The organism is Thermostichus sp. OS-CIW-30 (assembly GCF_054060215.1).
Map to the genome: position 1 here is coordinate 37,873 of NZ_JBSSCZ010000014.1, position 19,467 is coordinate 57,339.

Genomic DNA, 19,467 nt, shown 5'->3' on the forward strand with positions numbered 1-19,467 from the left:
TAATGCAACTGTAGCCAAGCCCAAACATCTTGTTATGTCGCGTCCTGTCGCTTCTTCCCCTATCCTGGATCCCTCCTCGACAACCGGATCCCCAGGCCAAGCGCCTCAGCCGGCTCCCATTCCGCCCTACCAGTGGCATTTGTTCCTTTGTGCAGATCAAACCAAGCCCAAATGTTGTGAGAAAGCCGTGGGATTGGAAGCCTGGGACTATTTGAAATCGCGGATCAAGGAATTGAACCTGGAAATCGGGAGCGGGGGATCCCTGCGGGTACACCGCACCAAAGCCAACTGCCTGCGGGCATGCGACTATGCTGTTCCTGGCCCTGTGCTGCTGGTCTATCCCGGTGGGTTTTGGTACCACTCGGTCACGCCGGAGGTGGTGGAGGAGATTCTTCAAAAGCACATCTTGGGAGGGATCCCTGTTGTTGAGTATCTGGTAGCCCAAGATACCCTCAGCGCCCCTGATCCAAAAGGGCATGGATAGCCTGCACGCACTCTGCCGTCACCCGCTGCAAATCGGCCTTATCGCTGGAAGCGGGGGGGAGAATCAGGTTGCCAATGCGCACCGTGATGGGGCAGAACAAACGCGGCCACCGGGATCCCTTGGGCAAGACCTTTTCCGTGCCCCAAAGGGCTACAGGCAGCAGAGGCGTTTGGGTGCGGGCTGCAACCAAGGCCGCTCCCAAGTGGGGCTGAGGAATGCGGCCATCGGGGGTACGAGTGCCATTCAAAAAGATCCCTACCGCCCATCCCTGCGCCAAAGCTGCTTCCGTGGCCCGCAGGGCAGCGCGGTCAGAGCCGCCTCTTTTGACCGGGTAGGCGCCGTAGAGCTGGATCACCTGCTTCAGCCCCGGCACCCGAAACAGCTCTTCCTTGGCCATGAAGGCCACCGGGCGGCGCACCGCATTGGCCACCAGCGGCGGATCCAAATGGCTGGCGTGGTTGCTGACGACGATGAGGGATCCCTGGCGAGGCACGTTTTCCTGCCCATAGGTGCGCCCAAAATACAGTCCCCGAAACAAGGGGTTGACCACCAGCCACTTGAGCAGCCAGTAGGCCAACCAATCCCGGCGGCGATAACCCATCTGTGAGTCCAACGATCCCTGCCACTCCGGCAGCAGTTCCCTCTCTGAGTGTAGTGGAGGGTGGGTGCTGAAGGGGATCCCTGGGCTTCAGCTCTCCAAATCGGGATCCTCACCCAAAGCCCGCAATCTTGCCGCCAGACGCTCCGCCCGTTGACGTTCCTGTTCCGCCCGTTGGCGTTCTTGTTCGGCTCTTTGGCGTTCTTGTTCCGCCCGTTGACGTTCCTGCTCCGCCCGTTCCCGCTCCAACTCAGCCCGTTCATCGCCGGTCAGCAGCAACTGCCCTTGGGCATCACACCAGCGCAGCCAGCGAGCTTGTTTCCCCTCAAAAACGCCTTCCCACACCGTCAGGCCCAGCCCCACCTGTTCTAGCCAGGTCTCGGTCATTTCCGCGTAGTGGCGGCCCCGCAGTTCGAAAATGCGCAACTCCTCTGGCCCCAGCTCATGATTGGGATCGAAGACCGCGTAGTAGCTAACTCGCATCTGCTCATAACGGCTCAGCTTGCCTTCCAGCTCGTCGCCTTCGCGGTTGGAGACGATCTCGATCACCACATCCGGCGGCTTGTCAAATTGCCAGAGCAGGTAGCAACGGTTTTGCTTCTCCCACCATTGCTCCGGCACCGTGACGTCCAGGCTGAGAAAAACATCCGGCACAATCGGGGGCCGACCGATGGCGGTGTAGATGCCTACATTTGCCGCTGCTAAAAAGGTTTTGCCGCGCAAAGCGCTGTAGAGAGCCCCTGTCAAGAGGCGCTGCTGCTTTTCGGAGGCGAAATTATCCACCGGGGTATCGTCCTCCGTCACAAGGTCGGCAACGTCGGGAACCAGCAGTTCAGTATCCATGGGCAGATGGGGGTGGGGATGCCAGTGATCTTAGCTGCTCACCTCAGGGATCCTCTGCTCCCTGAGAAACAGAGAAAACAGAGTCCTCGAGCAAGCCCAGGTACAATCGAGAAAGCTTTACTTAACGATGATTTCTTTTTCTTCGCTGCTCGTTCTTTTTCTTCGCTGCTCGATGCAGATCGACATCCGTCCTGCGGAAAACTCGGACAGTGCGGCTCTGCTCCACATTTTGCAAGTGGTCTTTGCGGAGTATCCAGGCTGTGTATTGGACATCGAAGAGGTGCCGGAGTTGCTTCAGCCTGCCACAGCTTTCGCGGAGATGGGGGGATCCCTTTGGGTGGCGCAGCATCAGGATCAAGTGGTCGGCTGTGTCGGCCTTGTGCCCGATGGGATCCCTGGGCGAATGGAGCTGAAAAAACTCTACACCCTGCCCGCAGTGCGGGGTCGAGGTTTGGGTCGGCGTTTGATTGAACAGGCCGAATTTGCGGCTCGGCAGCAGCAGGCGGACTCTCTGCATCTGTGGACAGATACTCGCTTCACGACGGCTCATCGGGTTTATGAGCGGCTCGGCTATGTGCGTCTGCCGGAAATTCGTGAATTGCACGATCGCAGCAACTCTGTGGAGTATCACTACGAAAAGCATCTCCATTGAGGGTTGGGCTGTTGAACTGTGATGTGCTGGTGATCGGCTGTGGGGTGGTGGGCTGTGCCATCGCCTACGAATTGTCTGCGGCTGGCCTATCGGTGGTTGGGATCGATGCCGGGGATCCTGCCGCCGGCTCGACAGGGGCAGCTCTGGGGGTATTGGTGGGCATTTCCAGTCGGCAAGCGGGTGGGGAGACGGTTCAGCTTCGCCTGAAAAGCCTGGAGCTGTTCGATCCCCTAATCGCGCGGCTGGAGGAAGACCTGGGCCGGAGTTTGCCCGTCAATCGGCGCGGCATTCTCAAACTCCTCAGGGAGGAGGAAGTGGAAGCTTGGCAAGAAACCCTGGTGGCCCGCCGACAAGCAGGTTACCGCCTAGATCTGCTCAGCCTTGCCGAAGTGGGATCCCTGCAGCCCGGCCTGCGCAGCGACCTGGCGGCGGCCATCTACTCTCCCCAGGATCGACAAGTCCAACCCAAGCTCCTAACCCAGGCTCTCTTGGAAGCAGCCCAACGCAAGGGATCCCGCTTTTTCTTCCACCAGCCTGTCCAGAAGATTCAGCGCAGCTCGGATCCCCCCTTTCGCCTGCAAACGGTCTACACGCCCGCTCTCACCCTCTCGGCAGGGCACGTCATCCTGGCGGCAGGTCTGGGCAGCTCTCCTCTGGCCAAAGAGCTGGGGCTGCAGGTGCCGCTGCAAGCGGTCAAAGGTCAGGCCCTGCGGGTCAAAGCCCCCGGGATCCCCCTGGGGCCCGTGGTCACCGACGCGGATCTGCATCTGGTTCCCCTGGGGGATGGATCCCTGTGGGTGGGGGCAACAGTGGAATTTCAGGCCCCTCATCCCGAGCCGACGCTGCTGGCGCTACAAGATCTGCTGGCCCGCGCCATCCGACTCTGCCCGGCTTTGGCCGCAGCGACTTTGTTGGATCATTGGGCCGGCCATCGGCCTCGACCAGTGGGACAGCGCGCCCCCATCCTGGGTTGGGCTCCTGGCTACGCCAATCTGCTCATTGCCACCGGCCATTATCGCAATGGAGTGTTGCTGGCCCCGATCAGCGCCGCCATCCTGCGGGACTTGGTACTGAAAGGGGAAACAGCCCTCTGTGATCTAGGGCCCTTTGCCCCCAGACAGGGCTGAGCCCGTATCCATCTTCCGGCTCTCGGCCCGCCGATGGACAGGACATATGTCAGAATGAAAGGCTGCCTGGTTAGGATCGGATCGTCCGTTGAGTAGCCCATAAGGAGAAGAGAGCCTTGCCGAAGTTCGCCCTAAAAGCCCTCTGGTTGGAAAACGATTTGGCTATTGCCGTCGATCAGGTGGTGGCCAAAAACCGCAGCCCCCTCACCCACTACTTTTTCTGGCCGCGGGATGACGCTTGGGAGCAGCTTAAGGCTGAGCTGGAAAGCAAAACTTGGATCAGCGAAGTGGATCGCATCGAGCTGCTTAACCGAGCCACCGAACTCATCAACTACTGGCAAAACGGCGGGCGCAACCGCCCCATCAGCGAAGCCCAGGCCCAGTTTCCCGACATCCTGATCGGCGGCAACTCCTAGCCCTCTCCCCCCTGTCAGCCAAAACGTGACTCCGGATCTGCCCATCTTGCTCAGGCTCCCGTCTTTGAGCTAGATTGGCACTCGGGAGTTTAGAGTGCTAACTCCCTGCTAGCCGAGCCGGAGGATTCCTGGGAACCCCACTCCGCCTGGCAGTACCCAAAGTAGGAGCCCAGTCAGACTTACGAGGATCGCGGATTCTATGGCAAAGCGGATTCTGTTTAGAGAAGAGGCCCGCAAGGCATTGGAGCAGGGCATCAACCAACTGGCGGATGCAATCAAGGTTACGATTGGCCCCAAAGGACGCAACGTGGTCTTGGAGAAGAAGTTTGGTGCCCCCCAAATCGTCAACGACGGGGTCACGATTGCCAAGGAAATTGAGTTGGCCGATCCTTTGGAGAACACAGGCGCCCAGTTGATGCGGGAAGTGGCCTCTAAGACCAACGATGTGGCCGGAGATGGTACCACCACAGCCACCATCCTGGCCCAAAGCATGGTGCGGGAAGGGCTCAAAAACATCTCGGCGGGCGCCAACCCTGTGGCTCTGCGGCGCGGCATTGAAAAGACCACTGCCTACTTGGTGGAGCAAATTGCAGCTCATGCCAAGCCTGTGGAAGGCCGTAAAACCATCGCCGAAGTAGCCACTATCTCTGCCGGCAATGACAGCGAAGTGGGAGAGATGATCGCCAAGGCCATGGATGCTGTAGGGCGAGATGGGGTGATCACGGTCGAAGAATCCAAGTCGCTGGAAACCGAGTTGGACGTGGTGGAGGGGATGCAGTTTGACCGCGGCTACATTTCCCCCTATTTCGTCACAGACTCGGAGCGGATGGTGGCCGAGTATGAGAATGCTTATCTGCTGATTACCAGCAACAAGATCTCCAGCCTGCAAGATCTGGTGCCCATCCTAGAGCGGGTGGCCCGCGAGGGTCGGCCTCTTCTGGTCATTGCGGAGGATGTGGAGGGAGAGGCTCTGGCCACATTGGTGGTGAACCGCCTGCGGGGGGTACTCAATGCGGTGGCGGTCAAGGCTCCGGCTTTTGGGGATCGGCGCAAAGCCATGCTGGAAGATATCGCCATTCTCACCGGCGGGCAGCTCATCTCTGAGGATGTGGGCATCAAGTTGGATAAGGTCACTCTGGACATGATGGGGGTAGCCCGCAAGATCACCGTCACCAAAGACAAGACCACCATCGTGACCGATGGCAGCACCAAAGCGGCGGTGGAAAAGCGAGTGGCTCAAATTCGCAAGCAACTGGAAACCACCGATTCCGAGTACGACCGCGAAAAATTGCAAGAACGCATCGCCAAGTTAGCCGGGGGAGTGGCGGTGATCAAAGTGGGGGCTGCCACTGAAACCGAACTCAAAGATCGCAAGCTGCGCATTGAGGATGCCCTGAATGCCACCCGAGCTGCGGTGGAAGAAGGGATCGTCCCTGGCGGCGGGGCGACGCTATTGCACCTCTCCAAAGGGATCCCGGCTTTCAAGGCCAAGTTGAATGCCGAAGAACAGGTGGGGGCAGAAATTGTTTACCGAGCCTTGCAGGCCCCTCTCTTTCAGATTGCCCACAATGCCGGTCTGGAAGGGTCAGTGGTGGTGGAAAAGGTTTTGGAGAAGGAGATGCCCTTTGGCTTCGATGCCCTGACCGGAACCTATGTGGATATGTTTGCCCAGGGGATCGTGGATCCGGCCAAAGTGGTGCGCTCAGCGCTGCAAAACGCGGCTTCCATAGCCGGAATGTACCTCACAACCGAAGCGATTGTGGTGGAAAAGCCTGAGCCCAAGCCGGCGGCTGGCTCTGCACCTAAGGGGATGATGTAGTCTTGCGAAAGTGAGCTTTCTGGGAAGGGATCAGTCTTGGATGTACTCCTCGCCGGAGATCAGGGCAGCTTCAGCTTTTTGAAACTCCCTGCCCAAGTAGGCCGCATGGCTGAGCTGGGAGACCACTTTCTCCTGCTCTTTTTCAAAGATCTGCACACACAGTTCTTTGGCCGTGCGCCCAACGTACACCCGTTCAGGGGATCGGTTGACGGAGCCCTTTGCCGGGATCACAGCTCCTGTTTCCGGATCGGTGGCCAGCCCCCGCTCATTGATGACGGTGCTGTAGTACTTGGCGCAAATGAGGTTCTGCTCCCGATCCAAGTAGATGACGAAATAGCCCGCCGGATCCAGATCCAGGGGGCGGCGGGAGAGATGGTCGTCAATGCTGCGAATCTGCTCGCTCAGGGGCTTGGAGGAAGGGGACATAGAACGGCTGACCCAGAACCACACAGGAGAAACGTAGCCGGGACTACTTTTGGCTGCTCTCATTGTGGCAGATGAACCCAATCTTTGGGCAGCCTTTGGGGTGGTTGACTTCCTTCCCAGCTTGAACGGTGGGGCTGGTCATATACCCGATGAAGGGGATCCTGTGCGGGCCATCCACCTGAGGTCTCAGAGCTTGGATTAGCGCGGGGCAACCCGATAGAACCGAGTGGCCGTCACCCACTGGTCCGAAGGGATCCCCTCGACGATGATGGCGCGGGCAATGGCATTGCCCAGTTGGGATCCCCGCACCCGCACGTCGGCAAAGGAGCCACTCTGCTCAAAAGAGGCAATCTCCTGGAAGTTCAGCGGACGGGGAGAGGCCACCGCCAACACCTGGGCTTGGCCGAAGGGTGGAGCGATGGTCAACCGATAGCTGGCCCCTGGCGGCGGGAAGGTGCGCACTTCTCCGGCCCGCAGAAACTCGTTGCCACCGGAAAAGCGGTTGGGCAAAATCAGATGGGTACGGCCATCGGCTTGGATGCTGAACAGGTAAACGTAGGCATCGCGGTTGGTGCTCAGGGTAATGGCAATCGGCTCGCCAGGCCGGTAGATGGGGTTAGACCCGTGCCGATCCAGCTCCAGATTCACCCGCAGGTCGGAAGGAACGGGGTTGACAATGATGGAGCGAGTGCCAGCATCCAACTGACGGGTATCGGCCAGTTGCAGCCTCTGTAAAGGAGGGTAGATGCCCAGGGTTTGCGGAAAAACGGCGGTGGCCGGAGCTACAGACAGCCCCAAAGCCAGCGGTAGGAAAAGCAGTTTGGCATTCATGGTTCACACCCAATCAATGGCTATGTTCATCCTAGGAAGGGGCGCAGGTTATGCAGGTCAGGCTTTGCGCAATCTCCAATCTCTTGCCGCGGCAGTTTCTCCTGCTGCAGATGGCACCCCCAAGAGGGAAAAGACGGTAAACCAGCGGGGGCACGGCTCTGTTCTCGGTACCTGGGATGGGAATTGGGAGCCACCGGTTTGGCAAGGGTTAATCTACAGGTAAGGGATCCCTTCCTCACGCCAGCTTCCCAGTCAACCCCCAACTTGCTCATGGCTCACGACAGCTACCAAGAAGGCATCGCAGCGGTACAAGCGGGCGATTTCCAGGCTGCCATCCAAGCGTTTCGCCAGGCGGTTGCTGCCGATCCAACCCATACCGAAGCTCGTTACAAGCTGGCCTGGGTACTGGGCATGAGCGGCTATCTGGATCCGGCCCTGGCAGAGCTGGAAGCCGTTTTGGCGGCAGATCCCAACCATGTGGCAGCCCATTACAATCGAGGGGCCCTCCTCTTGCAAAAGGCCCAACTGGAAGCCGATGAGGATGGACAAATCGATCTGGCCGTTCTACAGCAGGCAGAAGCAGCCTTTCAAGCGGTGATGCGCTTGGATCCCACCGACCAACGGGCCTTTGCCTTCCTCAATTTGGTCAAGCGGGCCATTCGCAACCATCAGGCGTCCACTCAGGTCTCCGGCGGCAGTGGCGGGTAAATCTGTGGGGGTTGTGGTCGGCAGCGATTGCACAGCCAGAAACCCATTGCGTAACATAAGTAAAGCCTGGGGATCCCAGCAGTTTGGAGAGGTGTCCGAGCGGTTTAAGGAAGCAGTCTTGAAAACTGCCGTGGTTGACGCCACCGTGGGTTCGAATCCCACCCTCTCCGTTTATCTTGAGGTAAAGCCTAACGGGTCGAAGCTACAGAGATTCACTGGCCCAGAGGGGGAGCTATCCACATGACCATCCTTGATTTATCGACCTTGACCACTCAACAGCTCAAAGACATAGCTTGGCAGTTGCGGGGCACTCCCGCAGTGGAGCCCATCTATCGGGAACTGGGATCCCGACCCAAGAGCATAGTGATTGCACCTGAAGATCCCCAGTGGACAGAAAAGGTTAGCCAAATCCTCACAGAGGGATCCCCATCCTGACCGTCGCATCCCAAACAAGGCGGGACATGAATATCGAACAGCCGCCCTTGCCTGCCTGTGTCAGCTCTGCTAAATACTGAACACCCCCCACAGTTCCTTTAGCTGAAGAGAGGGTCACCATCTTGGGTAGCAGGAGCTAGCCGCAATGATTCCCACCGTCAAAGACGTTTGTCAAATTCATCCTATGGCCTTGAACTACGCCATAGTTGAGCAAATTGAAAATCTGTCGAATGTTATCGAGCATACAGCAGAGGATGCCCGGGCATTCTTCGCCAAAAACCACATTACCCGCGGGATGGATCTGTTGCTGCGTCAGGGGCTCAAACGGCTGGCAGGTCGCTCCGACCAAGCGGTGTTTGAACTCAAACAGGCGATGGGGGGTGGTAAAACCCACTCCATGATTGCCCTAGGGTTGCTGGCGCGGGATGCCGCTTTGCGTGCCGAGGTTGTGCCAGACATCGCTCAAGATGCTCCTTTTGCCGACGCTAAACTGGTTGCCATCAATGGACGCCTCAAGTTCGAGCAACGGTTTATTTGGGGAGAGATTGCCCGGCAACTGGGGAAAGAAGAGGCTTTTGTCAAATTTTGGCAGCACGGAGCAGATGCCCCCAGTGAGCAGGATTGGATTGATTTAATTGGAGATGAACCCACCCTCATTCTATTGGACGAGCTGCCGCCCTACTTCGACTACGCCATTACCCGCATGGTGGGCGGAGGTACATTGGCGCAAGTGACAACCTACGCCCTATCGAACCTGCTGAGTGCCGCCTTGAAGTTAAAGCGCTGCTGCATTGTCATTTCCAACCTATCCGGCAGCTACGAAGGAGCCTCACGGGAACTGCAAAAAGCAATCGGTAACTTCGCTCAAGAAACCAACCGCCAAGCGCGATCCATCACACCGGTAGACCTGGGCACATCGGAAATTTACGACATTCTCCGCAAGCGGCTATTTAGCTCCCTGCCCAATGTACAAACCATTGATGCAGTTGCTTCTGCCTACGCAAAAGTGCTGGGAGATGCAGCCAGAGCCAAATCAATTGCCAAAACTGCCGAACAAATTGCCGCCGAAATTCATGCTTCTTACCCTTTCCATCCTTCGGTTAAGCACATCATTGCCCTATTTAAGGAAAACGAAAGCTACCGTCAAACTCGCGGCTTGATGCAGTTTGTTTCAAAAATAATCCAGTCGGTATGGGAGCGTCCCAGCAACGATGTCTACCTGATCGGTTGCCAGCATCTGAACCTCAACATCCCAGATGTGCGGGAAGAGATCAACAAAATCAGCAATCTACAGGGAGCGATTGCCCACGATATTGCGGCCAATGGCACTGCTGTCGCTGAACTGGTGGATCAAAAACTGGGCCATGATGCTGCCAGTCAGATTGCTGCCCTGCTGTTGACTGCCTCTCTGTCTGAATCAGTTGATGCCGTGAAAGGCTTTACCGAGGGGCAATTTTTGGAATACCTAGTAGCTCCTCAGCGGAATGTCAGCGAATTTCAGGATGCTTTTCAAGCGTTCCGTGCCAACGCCTGGTACCTGCACCGCAAAGAAAACGATGCTTGGTACTTTTCCAACATCGAGAACCTGCGTAAGCGCATTGATAGCCGTGCCCGCAACGCTCCCCAGCCGAAAATTGATGCGGAAATGAAGCGGCGGCTGGAAGAAATTTTCCGACCCCAACGGCGGATTGCCTATCAAGAGGTGCAAGCCCTGCCCAAAATTGATGAGATTCGCCTCAATGGCCCGCGGGTGTGCCTGGTACTCAGCCCAGACAGCAAAACACCCCCAGAAGAGGCCCAGCAGTTTTGGGAAAGTGTTCCCGAGAAGAACAACTTTTGTGTGGTTACCGGAGATGGCTCCAATCTGGCCAGCCTAGAAGACAAAACCCGTCGTTTGTGGGCCGTTGCCCGAGTACTGGAAGAAACCGGTGGAGACAAATCCCCCCACAAAGCAGAACTGGAGGAAGAGGCCGAACAAGCCGCCTACGACTTTAACGCCACTGTGGTCAGCCTGTTCAATCGGGTCTATTACCCCATCAAGGGCAAACTGACTCCTACCAAGCTCTCCATGACCTTTACGGGCAATACCTTCCATGCTGAAGAGCAGATCGAAAAAGCCCTATCCGATGTCGGTGCATCCAAGCTGTATGTCGATGTGGAAGCCAATGCCGAGGCGTTGCTGTCACGAGCAGAAGACCTGTTGTGGCCGGCAGGGGGAGAGCGGCGTATCCCTTGGCGAGACGTGGTTTCCCGCACCATCACCAACGAGCGCTGGCCCTGGTTGCCCCCCAAAGGAATGGATACCCTGCGGCAGATAGCCGTCAGCCAAGGTCGCTGGCGGTACACCGAAGATGGATACATCGAAAAGGGGCCCTTTCCGCCCCCCCGCACATCCGTAGCCATCACCCAGCGAGAATACGATGACCGCACCGGTACGGCTACCTTGGAAATTCTGCCTCGAGATGCGGGCAAAAATGGCCGTGTTCACTACGACTACAAGCCCAATGTGGATGCCAACAGCCCTGTGGTGCCCGATACGATCTGGACAACCGATGACACTGCCCTGTGGTTTGTCGCCATTGACCCGGATGGCCGGCACGAGACAGGGGATGTCTATGCTTGGAAGAATACGCTGACCCTCACCCACCAGCCTCGTATTGGCGGCGGCAAGCGCACCGTAGAGCTAACCGTGAAACCCCGTGGTCAAATTCGCTGGAACACCACGGGCATTAACCCACGGGAAGGCACCCTCTACACTGGCCCCATCGAACTAGAGGGATCAGAAGCCGTTACCATCTATGCCTACGCCGAAGATCAAGGGGTGAGCACCACTCGCAACTTCACGATCCCGGCGCTCGACCAAAAAGGGCCGGTGATTGACAAAAACAAACCGGCTAAGCTGCACAAGCGCCTCAACCTGCAAGGAAATAAGGCGAGTTATACGGCCATCAATCAGAGCAAGGCTTTGGGTGTGCGACTGGCGGGTGGGATCTCCCTAACCGTGGGGGAAGGGAACCGAGCCATCACCACCCGGTTTGGAAGCGATGTGGTGGTAAAAGCGGAAGACATTGAGCAGTTTATTGCGATAGCACGTCAGGCTTTGGGCAATGAGACGGCAGAGGTGAGTCTGCGCTTGAACGAACTACACTTCAGCAGCGGCCACGATTTGGAAGTCTTTTTGCATCGGTTGGAAATCAATCCTGAGCCGGGAGAGGTAGAGCAGTGAGCGATAAAAAATGGGAGACGGTGGGGTTCGGCTGTCCCAAAACCGTTGATCCCCACCACTTTGTGGTCGAAATACCTGCCGGCAGAACCGCTCCTGTGCTGATTTACGAAGTCTATGGCATCAAGGCGGGCATCAACGGACAGCCGGACATTGCGGAGCGCTGTGTTCTCAGCCGGTCTATCTGGAGCCAGATTGCTGAGGATCTCAAACAAGAGTTTAATGACCGCCTGCGGGCGAAAAAAATGAATCCGAGCCGTTGGACAACTGGCCGCAACCTCGTAGAACGTCTGCTGGGGAAGGAATTGCTGGTGCTGGCTTGGGCAGTAGAACGGGCCAAACCGGAGGCGATCCCCAATGCCATTCGCAACTGGAGAGGGCTGCGTCCAGAAGAGCGCTGGTGGCTTTACACCATGACAGCAGCGGCGACAGGGGGTGTCGATCACGGGAATATCGGTTGGCGCAAAGCCCTGCGCTATGCCCTCACAGAAAATCCCTTGACGGAACTGAGTGTGCCCACTCCGGTCAAGCGCCCATACCAGCCAGCTTGTTCCGATAGCTTGCGTAGCGAAGCCGTAGAAGCCGATCAACTCAGCCTGTTATCCTGCTTGCAAGAAGATCCCTCGCCCTTTTGGGATAGTGAAGCAACCATTGGCACGACAAAGCTAAGAGATTAAGTTATATAGATAAAACCGCCTATTTGGGAGAATGCAAATGATGACAGAACTGCTGGAGAAAGCGATTAGCAAGTTAAAAGCTCTACCCACAGAGGAGCAAAATGCAATTGCCAGCCTGATTCTTGATGAGCTAGAAGACGATCAGCGATGGGAAGAATCCTTTGCTTCTTCAGCGGATATGTTAGCAAAACTCGGTGCCGAGGCAATAGCCGAGTATCAAGCAGGCAAGACGGAAGAATTAAACCCCGAAACGCTGTGAAATCTCGCACCACCGCCCAGTTTCGCAAGTTGTTTAACGCTCTTCCAGAGTCCATTCCAGATTTGGACAAGCTAGACTTACAAAGGACGCTAATCCCGATCAAAAGTCAATATAATCCGCTTCTCTTGTGCAGCTCTAGCCAAGACCTCGAAATCTTTAGTACCTGGAGCTTCCTCTGAGAGCGATGCCACATCTAAGCCAGCATCTCGCAATAGACAGATACTTAAGCGTGGAAAATTTTCATTGCCGAAAATAGCCCCAAAATAAATTCCACCGATAGGCGACTTCCTCTGAAAACTGGCTTACCCAGGAGAATATCGGGATCCGAATGAATATAGTCTTCCCAGTTCACGGCTTAGGGCCCTAAGAGCTACCATGATCGATGGTATCGCCGGAGATCTCCCTTGTCCATCATCCCCCTTGCTTGGAAAGATAAGCCGAGTTTGATCGAGCGGCTCTTGCCTGCCCAAAAAATCAGCGCCGAAGCGCAAAAGGAACGCAAAGCTGTGGCTGGCCAAACCCTCACGGCGTTGGGGAGCTACTGGAAAGGGCGCAAACCCCTGATCCTGGCCAAAGCCTGTGTGTTGGGGGCATTGCTACCTGCAACGGATAACCCCGAAGCCGATCTGGAAGTGTTTGAGTTGCTGATGGGCATTGCTGACAGCAGTTTGGAACGCCGTCTGAAATCGCAACGGGATAAACCCAAATTGGCACAAGGCTCTTACCTCGAAAAACTGGAACTCTGCAAACGCCCGGAAGAATGCGACGATGCCACCCTCTACGGCCCCATTTGGGATCGGGTGAACCAACATTTGGGGACAAATGCCCACAGTTTCCCGGAATTGGTGGAACAACTGGGGATCTTGCGGTTTGGCCATCGCCCGCGGGTGGGAGATACCTTCTGCGGGAGCGGTCAAATCCCCTTTGAGGCGGCAAGGCTGGGATGCGATGTCTATGCCAGCGACCTCAATCCCATTGCCTGTATGCTCACTTGGGGAGCGCTGAATATCGTGGGAGCCGATGAAGCCACCCGTCGGGAAATTGAAGCAGCCCAAAAAGCAGTGGCTGAGGCGGTGGATCGGGAAATTACTGCTCTAGGCATTGAGCATGATGAGCACGGCAACCGCGCCAAAGCCTATTTGTATTGCCTGGAAACCCGTTGCCCCCACACCGGCTGGATGGTGCCAATGGCTCCCAGTTGGGTGATTAGCAAAACCCGCAAGGTGGTGGCCAAGTTAATCCCCAATTACGAACAAAAACGTTTTGAAATTGAAATTGTCACGGGAGTGAGCGAAGCGGAAATGACCGCCGCCGCCAAAGGCACTGTACAAAATGGGGATTTGGTGTATGTCTTGGATGGAGAAGAATACCGCACGCCCATTAGAACCCTTCGTGGGGATTACCGCCTTCCCGATGGCACCACTGGCAACAAATTGCGCCGTTGGGAAAAGCACGATTTTATGCCCCGCCCCGACGACATTTTTCAGGAACGGCTGTATTGCATTCAGTGGATCACCGCCGAAACATTGGGCAAGAGCCGTCAAGAAACCTTTTTTGCCAGCGTCACCCCCGCCGACCTAGAACGAGAGCGCAAAGTAGAGCAAATCGTTAGAGAAAACCTCGCCGCTTGGCAAGAAGCTGGTTTAGTACCCGATATGCCGATTGAACCTGGAGAAAAAACCGATGAGCTAATTCGCACGCGGGGCTGGACGTATTGGCATCATTTGTTCAACGCACGGCAGTTGTTATCAATGGCGCTGACGATCCAAGAATGGCGAACCTCACAAGTGGCTAATGTAGGCTGGATCAACATAGCCAAGATACTGAATTTCTACGCCAAGCTTTGTCAGTGGTTGCCGACCCAAGGCGAAGGTGGCCCTAAGCACGTTTTCTACAACCAGGCACTCAACGTTTTTTACAACTACGCCGTGCGAGGCTTTGTTCGATTCACACCAGATTTCTTCGAGTTAAGTAGGGTGACGATGCCGGATGTAAAGCGCGAGATCGTCTCTGTCCCAGCCAATCATCCTCAACAGCACTGCGAATTCTGGATCGCCGACCCACCCTACGCCGACGCCGTCAACTACCACGAGATCACAGAATTTTTCATCGCGTGGTTGCGCAAGAATCCGCCCAAGGAGTTTGCCGATTGGGTGTGGGACAGTCGGCGGGCGTTGGCCATTCAGGGCAAAGGCGAAAAGTTTCGGCAGGACATGATTGCCGCCTATAGCGCCCTAGCGAACCACATGCCCGACAACGGGTTGCAGATTGTGATGTTTACCCATCAGGATGCGGAAGTGTGGTCGGATATGACGGGCATCATGTGGGGATCCGGGCTGCAGGTTACCGCGGCTTGGTACATCGCTACGGAAACCACTTCCGAACTCAAAAAGGGCGGTTATGTGCAAGGCACGGTGTTGCTGGTGGCGCGTAAGCGGTTGCAAGATACTTCTGCCTATCGGGATGAACTGGTAGAAGAAGTGCGGCAAGAAGTTGCCCATCAGATTGAAACCATGGTGGGGCTAAATCAAAGCACCCAAGGCAAGGGGCGCACCGAAAACCTGTTTGAAGATGCCGATTTGCAAATGGCAGGTTATGCGGCAGCGTTGCGGGTATTGACAGGCTACCGGCGCATTGATGGACAGGATATGGTGGCAGCAGCCCTGCGCCCCCGACCCAAAGGCGAAAGAGATATCGTTCGGGAAATTATTGATTATGCCGTGCAGGTTGCCAATGAGCATCTCGTACCCGAAGGGATTGCGCCGGGTGTGTGGGAGGGGTGCTGTGGTGCAGAGCGCTTTTATCTGAAAATGATGGAACTGGAAGCGGTAGGGCTGAAGAAGCTGGACAACTACCAGAACTTTGCCAAGGCATTTCGAGTTGGCGACTATGGCGAATTGATGGCCTCTCAGCAGCCCAACAATGCCCGACTCAAAAATGCTCTAGACTTCAAGAAGAGCAGCTTTGAGGGCGAATTTGGCCGCTCAGCACTGCGAGCCGTTTTGTTTGCTCTCTACGAACTGCAGAAAGAGGCGGATAGCGATGAGGTGATGGAACACCTGCGGTCTTTGGTGCCCAACTACCACATGCGCCGGGATGATTTGGTGGCTTTTTGTCAATACATTGCCCGCAAGCGAGAACACCGCTATCCAGAAGAGTCCTCAGCCGCTAATATCTTGTTTGCACTGATTAGAAATGAACGCTTGGGTTGAAGAAGAAGTTATAGGATTAACTCACTCACACTCACAGGTTGTATTGCCAGGGCTTCCTTCAAGCTCAGCATCTGAGTTAAAGTATTTCTCAACAATCGACTTTATTTGGTTAACATAAGCTATAGCCTTGTCCGCTATTCCAAGGGGACAATATCTACAGCTCCATAAAAAGCCAACTCCCTATCTTTGCGCATCTTAAATGATATGTTTTCCAGCAAGGCTATTTCCTCGTCAGAAAGCTCTGGGAACCGTTCTCTATTTTCTGCTACTTGGCCACCAGGGTCATGGGTTTTGCCGTAGTTTATTCCCTTAATCATTAGGCAAGCTTTGATGAATAACTCAATGATTTCTTGGCACATCCGAACTACATCAGCGTAATCGCCAACCTCATAGAAGAATGACAACGCTTGGATGCGATAATTAGCCCTTTGATAGTAGTCTCTTGCTAATTTCTTTCTCATCGTTATTCACCCAATAGGGGATCCCCCGGCATACTTTATACGTAATTAAACTGTCACAGATGAGTTGATTGACTATATCCCTGATCTGCGTGATGCAGTTCTGCTTTTCATAGATGATGTGGTGGTTGGTAGCCACTTCATAAGTCAAGCTGGCTGGCCTGCATAGCTCTGTGGGCTTTAGCAAGATAAAGTTTATCTCCAAGCCAAGAAGTTTTTCTAGATCCCTGCAGGTAGGAAGCAGTAAGTCATCTCTGCTTCTGCAATCGGGTATATTCTCTGCAATTACTAATAAATCGAGGTCAGAGCCGTGAACCCATGAATTATTGGCGCGGGATCCATAGACAACAATAGCCCACAGATCCGAGCCAAAGACGGATTGAATTTTCTCTTGAATAAGCCGCGCTTGTGCTTCGGATATTCCTATGCTGCGCTTCTCTCTGCCCTGAAAGCCTGCAGACTCTTGTACGGTTGACATGGCTACCTTGCGCTGATCAGCTTATTCTGCAAAGACGCTGCTTGCGCCTTCGGCTGCTCATTTTAAGGCTAGAGTATTGTTACAATTTTACCCCAGCCCGCCATGTCCAGCACTTCTTTCCTACGCCGTTTCAGTTCCCGCCAGCAGCGGCTCAGCCATGTCTTTCTCAAAGATCGCCTGGCAAAGGCACGCACCTACAAGCGCATTGCTGGGTACTTTCGCTCTTCTATTTTTGAATTGGTGACTGAAGAGATTACACACATCAAGCAGGTGCAGATCGTCTGTAACAGCGACTTGGATCCCTGGGATATTGCCATCGGCAAAGCTTCCCGCCAGGCCAGAGAAATGGCGCTCAAAGAAAAATGGAACGAAGAGAAAGGAGAATTGATCACCAGCCTATTACAGCGCCCCCGCTACCGTCAACTTTACGAAATCCTCAAAAGCGGCAAAGTGGAAGTGCGAGTGGTGTCAGCCGCAGATGCCCCCTTTCTCCACGGCAAAGCAGGTGTTATTGAGGCAAGAGATGGCACCAAATCTGCTTTTATCGGCAGCCTCAACGAAACGCGGCAGGGATGGCAAGAGCATTACGAAATTGTCTGGGAAGACCAGTCGCCAGAAGGGGTTGCTTGGGTCGAAGCGGAGTTTCAGTACCTGTGGGAACGGAGTGTTCCTCTGCCAGAAGCGATTGTGGAAGAGGTGGGGCGATTATCTCGCAAGGTAGAGGTATTTCTTCAAGACTTGCAACCTGTCGATGTTCCTGGAGCCGCATTGGTGGAAGCCCCTCTCTATCGCCGGGGTGAGGTTCTCAAACCATGGCAGCAGTCGTTTGTGGAAATGTTCCTGGAACACCGAGAGCTGTATGGTGCAGTGCGACTCATTCTGGCAGATGAAGTGGGGCTGGGTAAAACCTTGTCTTTGGCGGTTGCGGCGATGGTGGCGTGCCTTTTGGAAGATGGGCCAGCCTTAATTCTTTGTCCGGCTACCCTCTGCCAGCAGTGGCAAGTGGAACTCAAAGATAAACTGGGCATTCCCTCTGCTGTGTGGCTCTCCAACCGCAAGGTATGGCAAGATGCCAATGGGCACATCATCAAAACCAAGGGTGCTGAAGGTATTGGCCGTTGCCCCTATCAAATTGGTATTGTTTCTACGGGTCTCATCTTTCACAATGCCCCCGAAGCCCAATGCCTTTTGGAACGACGCTTTGGCACGATTGTCCTGGATGAGGCCCACCGCGCCCGCTGTACCCGTGGTGTCACGGTAAGGGATCCCAAACCCAACAATCTCTTGGACTTTATGGGCAAGGCGGCCACCCAGTCCAAGCACGTCCTTTTGGGCACAGCCACCCCCATCCAAACCCATGTTGAGGAACTGTGGGATCTGCTGGGAGTGCTCAACAGCGGTGCCGAGCATGTGTTGGGACGACGGCATCAGCAGTTGTGGCAGCAGACGCAAAGGATCCTGCCCATCTTGACAGGACAACAAGCAGTGACCGACGAGCATTTTGCCTGGAATTTGCTCCGCAATCCTCTGCCGCCATCTGTTGAGGATCCCTTGTTTGACCACATCCGCAGCGATCTGAAGCTCTTCAAAGGTCAACACTTCACAGATAAGCCCCTGACGGAATTGGAGGACTTCACCCGCCAAGAACTGCGAGATGCCCTGGAAGAGCGCCAACAGGGGCTGACTTTTTTCCAGCGACACAACCCAATTCTGCGCCATACCGTATTGCGAAAACGCTCTACCTTGGAAGAATTGGGCTTGCTTGAGCGGATTGCCGTCGATATTTGGCCGAGCGAGGGAGAGCAATTGCCCATGTTCTGTGGGCTGGGTTTGCTCACTTCTCCCGAATTTGATGTGGCCTATGAAGCTGCCCAAGATTTTGCTAGGGCTTTGAGACAGCGTACCCAATCCGCTGGGTTTATGAAAAGCATCATGCAAAGCCGGATCTGCTCCAGTATTGCCAGCGGCCTATCTACGGCTCAGAAACTACTGGAAAAGCGGCGTTTTTTTGAGGAGGACGGAGAAGAAGATTGGCTGTTAGACAACCTTCCAGAGATTTTAGAGGCAGAATATGCCCATTTGGAGCGCATTGTTAGCGTCTTGAGCCAAAAGAGCACGGATCCCAAACTCGATGCCGTCCTCTATTTCCTACAGGAACGACACTGGCTGGACTTGGGATGCATCATTTTCAGCCAGTATTTTGATACCGCCCATTGGGTGGCCAACAACCTGAGCCAACGTCTGCCTCAAGAAAGTGTGGCTCTCTATGCAGGCGCCCACAAGTCGGGTTTGTTTTTTGCCGGAGAATGGCGGAGCGCAGAGCGGGAAGATATCAAGAGAGCCGTGCGAGAGCGTACCATTCGGCTGGTGGTGGCCACCGATGCTGCTTGTGAAGGTCTGAATCTCCAAACTTTGGGCACGCTGATCAACATTGATCTCCCTTGGAATCCTTCCCGCCTAGAGCAGCGCATCGGGCGGATCAAGCGCTTTGGTCAGACCCGCGACCGTGTGGACATGCTCAACCTGGTGTACCACGGTACCCACGACGAAAAGGTATACGAGGTGCTTTCTCAGCGGATGAAAGATCGCTACGACTTGTTCGGTTCTTTGCCCGATACTATCGAAGATGAGTGGATTGAGAATATCGAAACTCTGGAGGCCAAATTGCAGGAGTTTACAGAGCACAAGAAACAGGCCAACGCTTTTGAGCTGCGCTACGCAAGCACAGTTGAACCCAAAGGTCCAAGATGGGAGACCTGCGAAAAGGTGTTGTCCCGTCGGGATATTGTGGAACGTCTTTCAGAAGGGTGGTAGCCATATA

Annotated in this window: 18 protein-coding genes, 1 tRNA gene and 2 pseudogenes; 13 read left to right on the forward strand and 8 right to left on the reverse strand. The window is 55.2% G+C overall.

The genetic code is table 11. The features are described 5' to 3' along the window. Nucleotides 1-34 precede the first annotated feature (34 nt). Nucleotides 35-484 carry a (2Fe-2S) ferredoxin domain-containing protein gene (locus tag ACVWZF_RS07405; RefSeq protein ID WP_011433309.1) on the forward strand — a complete coding sequence of 150 codons (450 nt, stop codon included), beginning with the start codon at nucleotides 35-37 and terminating at the stop codon, nucleotides 482-484. On the opposite strand, the gene ACVWZF_RS07410 is transcribed toward ACVWZF_RS07405, so the two are convergent. Continuing rightward, entirely contained in the window at nucleotides 453-1,085 is a 633-nt protein-coding gene (locus tag ACVWZF_RS07410; protein ID WP_011433310.1) for a lysophospholipid acyltransferase family protein, read from the reverse strand. The genes ACVWZF_RS07405 and ACVWZF_RS07410 overlap by 32 nt on opposite strands. Before the next feature lie 87 nt (nucleotides 1,086-1,172). Then, a complete protein-coding gene (locus ACVWZF_RS07415; RefSeq protein ID WP_011433311.1) occupies nucleotides 1,173-1,925 on the reverse strand; it encodes a Uma2 family endonuclease in 753 nt (250 codons plus the stop codon). Nucleotides 1,926-2,097: 172 nt separating this feature from the next. On the opposite strand from ACVWZF_RS07415, the gene ACVWZF_RS07420 reads away from it, so the two are divergent. The 4 genes and pseudogenes from ACVWZF_RS07420 to groL all read left to right on the forward strand — a co-directional run bounded on the left by ACVWZF_RS07420 (nucleotide 2,098) and on the right by groL (nucleotide 5,939). Further along, nucleotides 2,098-2,577, forward strand: a complete 480-nt coding sequence (locus ACVWZF_RS07420) for a GNAT family N-acetyltransferase (RefSeq protein WP_041437363.1) — start codon at nucleotides 2,098-2,100, stop codon at nucleotides 2,575-2,577. Nucleotides 2,578-2,588: 11 nt separating this feature from the next. Continuing rightward, complete coding sequence (locus ACVWZF_RS07425; protein ID WP_071818196.1) at nucleotides 2,589-3,704, forward strand: NAD(P)/FAD-dependent oxidoreductase; 1,116 nt, start codon at nucleotides 2,589-2,591, stop codon at nucleotides 3,702-3,704. 113 nt (nucleotides 3,705-3,817) lie between these two features. Further along, nucleotides 3,818-4,120, forward strand: a pseudogene (locus ACVWZF_RS07430) (30S ribosomal protein PSRP-3); the annotation flags it as partial. Between the two features lie 199 nt (nucleotides 4,121-4,319). Next, a complete protein-coding gene (gene groL, locus ACVWZF_RS07435; protein WP_011433315.1) occupies nucleotides 4,320-5,939 on the forward strand; it encodes a chaperonin GroEL in 1,620 nt (539 codons plus the stop codon). Between the two features lie 30 nt (nucleotides 5,940-5,969). Here the strand turns inward: groL and ACVWZF_RS07440 are convergent, their stop codons facing one another. After that, a complete protein-coding gene (locus tag ACVWZF_RS07440) occupies nucleotides 5,970-6,365 on the reverse strand; it encodes a DUF4346 domain-containing protein (RefSeq protein ID WP_011433316.1) in 396 nt (131 codons plus the stop codon). A 198-nt stretch (nucleotides 6,366-6,563) separates the two neighbouring features. Continuing rightward, nucleotides 6,564-7,196: a DUF4384 domain-containing protein gene (locus ACVWZF_RS07445; RefSeq protein ID WP_011433318.1), complete on the reverse strand. Its 633-nt coding sequence runs from the start codon at nucleotides 7,194-7,196 to the stop codon at nucleotides 6,564-6,566. 198 nt (nucleotides 7,197-7,394) lie between these two features. Here ACVWZF_RS07445 and ACVWZF_RS07450 point away from each other — a divergent pair, with 198 nt between their 5' ends. The 6 genes from ACVWZF_RS07450 (at nucleotide 7,395) to ACVWZF_RS07475 (ending at nucleotide 12,498) form a co-directional block, all read left to right on the forward strand. Further along, complete coding sequence (locus ACVWZF_RS07450; protein ID WP_457411201.1) at nucleotides 7,395-7,904, forward strand: tetratricopeptide repeat protein; 510 nt, start codon at nucleotides 7,395-7,397, stop codon at nucleotides 7,902-7,904. A gap of 85 nt (nucleotides 7,905-7,989) precedes the next feature. Then, nucleotides 7,990-8,074: transfer RNA gene (locus ACVWZF_RS07455), tRNA-Ser, on the forward strand. A 70-nt stretch (nucleotides 8,075-8,144) separates the two neighbouring features. Then, nucleotides 8,145-8,339, forward strand: coding sequence for a hypothetical protein (locus ACVWZF_RS07460; protein ID WP_457411203.1), 195 nt, complete (start codon nucleotides 8,145-8,147; stop codon nucleotides 8,337-8,339). 145 nt (nucleotides 8,340-8,484) lie between these two features. Then, nucleotides 8,485-11,565 carry an anti-phage-associated DUF499 domain-containing protein gene (locus ACVWZF_RS07465; protein WP_457411204.1) on the forward strand — a complete coding sequence of 1,027 codons (3,081 nt, stop codon included), beginning with the start codon at nucleotides 8,485-8,487 and terminating at the stop codon, nucleotides 11,563-11,565. Further along, on the forward strand, nucleotides 11,562-12,239 hold the full coding sequence (locus ACVWZF_RS07470) for an anti-phage-associated DUF3780 domain-containing protein (protein ID WP_083757646.1): 678 nt from the start codon (nucleotides 11,562-11,564) through the stop codon (nucleotides 12,237-12,239). The genes ACVWZF_RS07465 and ACVWZF_RS07470 overlap by 4 nt, the downstream gene beginning before the upstream one ends. A gap of 40 nt (nucleotides 12,240-12,279) precedes the next feature. Then, nucleotides 12,280-12,498: a hypothetical protein gene (locus ACVWZF_RS07475; protein ID WP_041437369.1), complete on the forward strand. Its 219-nt coding sequence runs from the start codon at nucleotides 12,280-12,282 to the stop codon at nucleotides 12,496-12,498. A gap of 89 nt (nucleotides 12,499-12,587) precedes the next feature. Here the strand turns inward: ACVWZF_RS07475 and ACVWZF_RS07480 are convergent, their stop codons facing one another. Beyond that, on the reverse strand, nucleotides 12,588-12,689 hold the full coding sequence (locus tag ACVWZF_RS07480; RefSeq protein WP_457411218.1) for a DUF5615 family PIN-like protein: 102 nt from the start codon (nucleotides 12,687-12,689) through the stop codon (nucleotides 12,588-12,590). Between the two features lie 53 nt (nucleotides 12,690-12,742). Beyond that, a pseudogene (locus ACVWZF_RS07485) lies at nucleotides 12,743-12,850 on the reverse strand (DUF433 domain-containing protein); the annotation flags it as partial. Nucleotides 12,851-12,902: 52 nt separating this feature from the next. On the opposite strand from ACVWZF_RS07485, the gene ACVWZF_RS07490 reads away from it, so the two are divergent. Continuing rightward, complete coding sequence (locus tag ACVWZF_RS07490; protein ID WP_457411206.1) at nucleotides 12,903-15,710, forward strand: anti-phage-associated DUF1156 domain-containing protein; 2,808 nt, start codon at nucleotides 12,903-12,905, stop codon at nucleotides 15,708-15,710. 134 nt (nucleotides 15,711-15,844) lie between these two features. Here ACVWZF_RS07490 and ACVWZF_RS07495 read toward each other — a convergent pair whose 3' ends face one another. Both ACVWZF_RS07495 and ACVWZF_RS07500 read right to left on the reverse strand, forming a co-directional pair. Next, complete coding sequence (locus tag ACVWZF_RS07495) at nucleotides 15,845-16,171, reverse strand: HEPN domain-containing protein (RefSeq protein WP_457411208.1); 327 nt, start codon at nucleotides 16,169-16,171, stop codon at nucleotides 15,845-15,847. Continuing rightward, the gene (locus ACVWZF_RS07500; protein WP_414357407.1) at nucleotides 16,131-16,646 is read right to left on the reverse strand and encodes a nucleotidyltransferase domain-containing protein; all 516 of its coding nucleotides are present in this window, start codon (nucleotides 16,644-16,646) and stop codon (nucleotides 16,131-16,133) included. Before ACVWZF_RS07500 ends, ACVWZF_RS07495 begins: the two co-directional genes overlap by 41 nt. Before the next feature lie 102 nt (nucleotides 16,647-16,748). On the opposite strand from ACVWZF_RS07500, the gene ACVWZF_RS07505 reads away from it, so the two are divergent. Beyond that, complete coding sequence (locus tag ACVWZF_RS07505) at nucleotides 16,749-19,460, forward strand: phospholipase D-like domain-containing anti-phage protein (RefSeq protein WP_457411209.1); 2,712 nt, start codon at nucleotides 16,749-16,751, stop codon at nucleotides 19,458-19,460. Nucleotides 19,461-19,467 lie beyond the last annotated feature (7 nt).

What these genes read in the sequence shown, in the direction of transcription:
- ACVWZF_RS07405 (WP_011433309.1), top strand. Translation starts at nt 35, where the DNA reads ATGTCGCGTCCTGTCGCTTCTTCCCCTATCCTGGATCCCTCCTCGACA.
- ACVWZF_RS07410 (WP_011433310.1), bottom strand. Translation starts at nt 1,085, where the DNA reads ATGGGTTATCGCCGCCGGGATTGGTTGGCCTACTGGCTGCTCAAGTGG.
- ACVWZF_RS07415 (WP_011433311.1), bottom strand. Translation starts at nt 1,925, where the DNA reads ATGGATACTGAACTGCTGGTTCCCGACGTTGCCGACCTTGTGACGGAG.
- ACVWZF_RS07420 (WP_041437363.1), top strand. Translation starts at nt 2,098, where the DNA reads ATGCAGATCGACATCCGTCCTGCGGAAAACTCGGACAGTGCGGCTCTG.
- groL (WP_011433315.1), top strand. Translation starts at nt 4,320, where the DNA reads ATGGCAAAGCGGATTCTGTTTAGAGAAGAGGCCCGCAAGGCATTGGAG.
- ACVWZF_RS07440 (WP_011433316.1), bottom strand. Translation starts at nt 6,365, where the DNA reads ATGTCCCCTTCCTCCAAGCCCCTGAGCGAGCAGATTCGCAGCATTGAC.
- ACVWZF_RS07445 (WP_011433318.1), bottom strand. Translation starts at nt 7,196, where the DNA reads ATGAATGCCAAACTGCTTTTCCTACCGCTGGCTTTGGGGCTGTCTGTA.
- ACVWZF_RS07460 (WP_457411203.1), top strand. Translation starts at nt 8,145, where the DNA reads ATGACCATCCTTGATTTATCGACCTTGACCACTCAACAGCTCAAAGAC.
- ACVWZF_RS07465 (WP_457411204.1), top strand. Translation starts at nt 8,485, where the DNA reads ATGATTCCCACCGTCAAAGACGTTTGTCAAATTCATCCTATGGCCTTG.
- ACVWZF_RS07475 (WP_041437369.1), top strand. Translation starts at nt 12,280, where the DNA reads ATGACAGAACTGCTGGAGAAAGCGATTAGCAAGTTAAAAGCTCTACCC.
- ACVWZF_RS07495 (WP_457411208.1), bottom strand. Translation starts at nt 16,171, where the DNA reads ATGAGAAAGAAATTAGCAAGAGACTACTATCAAAGGGCTAATTATCGC.
- ACVWZF_RS07500 (WP_414357407.1), bottom strand. Translation starts at nt 16,646, where the DNA reads ATGTCAACCGTACAAGAGTCTGCAGGCTTTCAGGGCAGAGAGAAGCGC.
- ACVWZF_RS07505 (WP_457411209.1), top strand. Translation starts at nt 16,749, where the DNA reads ATGTCCAGCACTTCTTTCCTACGCCGTTTCAGTTCCCGCCAGCAGCGG.